We start from the raw sequence: 1,951 nt of genomic DNA, 5'->3' as shown, positions 1-1,951 counted from the left end.
CGCCTGTCACGGATCGCGGGTCCCGTCGGTCGTTGGGAGTGCAGGGCGGTGTGCACCGCCAGGGACGGACAGGGAGTGGATCGACCATGAAGATCGTCGTCATCGGGGGCAGCGGACTGATCGGCAGCAGGCTGGTGACCCTGCTGGGGCAGCAGGGCCACGACGCGGTGGCCGCCTCGCCGCGGACCGGGGTCGACGCGCTCACCGGCGCGGGGGTGGCCGAGGCGCTCGACGGCGCCGACGTCGTGGTGGACGTGTCGAACTCCCCGTCGTTCGAGGCGGACGCGGTGCTGGCGTTCTTCGAGACGTCCACCCGTACCCTGCTGGCGGCGGAGGCGAAGGCCGGCGTACGGCACCACGTGGCGCTGTCGATCGTCGGCGCCGACCGCATTCCCGACAGCGGGTACATGCGCGCCAAGGTGGCCCAGGAGGCGTTGATCGCCGCGGCGGACGTGCCGTGGACGGTGCTGCGGGCCACCCAGTTCTTCGAGTTCGTGCCGGCCATCGTCGAGTCGTCCGTGGTGGGTGACGAGGTGCGGCTGCCGTCGGCGCTGATCCAACCGGTCGCCGCCGACGACGTGGTGACGGTGCTTGCCGAGATCGCCGTCGGCGCGCCGGCCGACGGGATCGTGGACCTGGCCGGGCCCGAGCGGTTCCCGCTGGACGAGTTGGGCCGCGCGACGCTGGCCGCCGCCGGTGACCCGCGACCGGTGGTCAGCGACCCGCAGGGGCGCTACTTCGGGGCGCTGCTGGCCGAGCAGTCGCTGGTCCCGCTCGGCGACGCCCGGATCGGCGGGGTCCGGCTGGCGCAGTGGCGCGGACGCTGACCCGAAGCGCGGGCCCGGCGGGTGACGTCGGGCCCGCGCGGCGCACCACCTACGGTAGGCGCATGACGACCGGGTCGGGGGCCACCGCCGACGCGCCGGCGGCCGTCGCGCCGGCCGACCTGACCGCGTTCCTCGACGTGCGGCCACGGCTGTTCGGGCTCGCCTACCGGATGCTGGGCAGCGTCGTCGAGGCCGAGGACGTGGTGCAGGAGGCGTGGCTGCGCTGGCAGGGCACCGACCGCCGCGGGGTGCGCAACCCGGCGGCCTTCCTCACCACCACGACCACCCGGCTGGCGGTGAACGCGGCCACCTCGGCGCGGGCCACCCGGGAGACGTACGTGGGGCCGTGGCTGCCCGAGCCGGTCGACACCGGGGCCGATCCGACCCTCGGCGCGGAACGGGCGGCGGCGCTGGACGTCGCGGTCCTGCTGCTGCTGGAGCGGCTGACCCCCGCCGAGCGGGCCGCGTACGTGCTGCGGGAGGCGTTCGACTACCCGTACCGGGAGATCGCCGAGGTGCTCGGCACGTCGGAGCCGAACGCGCGGCAGTTGGCCGGCCGGGCCCGGCGGCACCTCGCCGTCGAGGGTGCCACGCCGGTCGCGCCGCAGCAGCGTCGGCGGCTGGCGCAGGCATTCCTCGACGCGGCCCGCGACGGCGACCTGGCGACGCTTGAACGGCTGCTCACCGCCGACGTGGTGGCCCGTTCCGACGGCGGCGGCCGGGTGCACGCGGCCCGCCGGGACGTGCGCGGGCCGGCCCGGGTGACGAACTTCCTGGACAACGTGCGGCGCAAGTACTGGCGGGCGACGACCGTCGAGCTGGTGGAGGTCAACGGCGGTCCGGGGGTGCTCGTCGCCGCCGACCGGCCGGTCACGCTGATCACGCTGGACACCTCGGCCCGGGGCATCGAACGGCTGCTGCTGGTGGTCAACCCGGACAAGCTGGGTCGGCTGCCGGTCCGCCGCTGACCGGCGAGCTACCCCACCGTCACCGGCACCTCCAGGCCGGCGACCCCGCCCGGCCGGCCGAGGATCGACCCGGCGTCCCGGACCGGTGCTGTCCCGGGTGCGCGCGACGAGCCGCCGCAGGGCGTTCTCCCGGCTGTCGAGGAGCGTCCGGTCACG

2 protein-coding genes are annotated in these 1,951 nt (G+C 75.7%); both read left to right on the top strand.

Annotated features, from left to right (window positions below; genetic code table 11):
* Positions 1 to 86: 86 nt before the first annotated feature.
* A complete protein-coding gene (locus tag B5D80_RS32610; protein ID WP_088647758.1) occupies positions 87 to 827 on the top strand; it encodes an SDR family oxidoreductase in 741 nt (246 codons plus the stop codon).
* Between the two features lie 62 nt (positions 828 to 889).
* Positions 890 to 1,795, top strand: a complete 906-nt coding sequence (locus B5D80_RS32605; protein WP_088647757.1) for an RNA polymerase sigma-70 factor — start codon at positions 890 to 892, stop codon at positions 1,793 to 1,795.
* Positions 1,796 to 1,951: the final 156 nt, after the last annotated feature.

The sequence above is a fragment of the Micromonospora wenchangensis genome (assembly GCF_002210435.1).
Lineage (GTDB): Bacteria > Actinomycetota > Actinomycetes > Mycobacteriales > Micromonosporaceae > Micromonospora > Micromonospora wenchangensis.
Note: the sequence above shows the minus strand (reverse complement) of the source record. Positions and strands in the feature narration are given on the sequence as shown.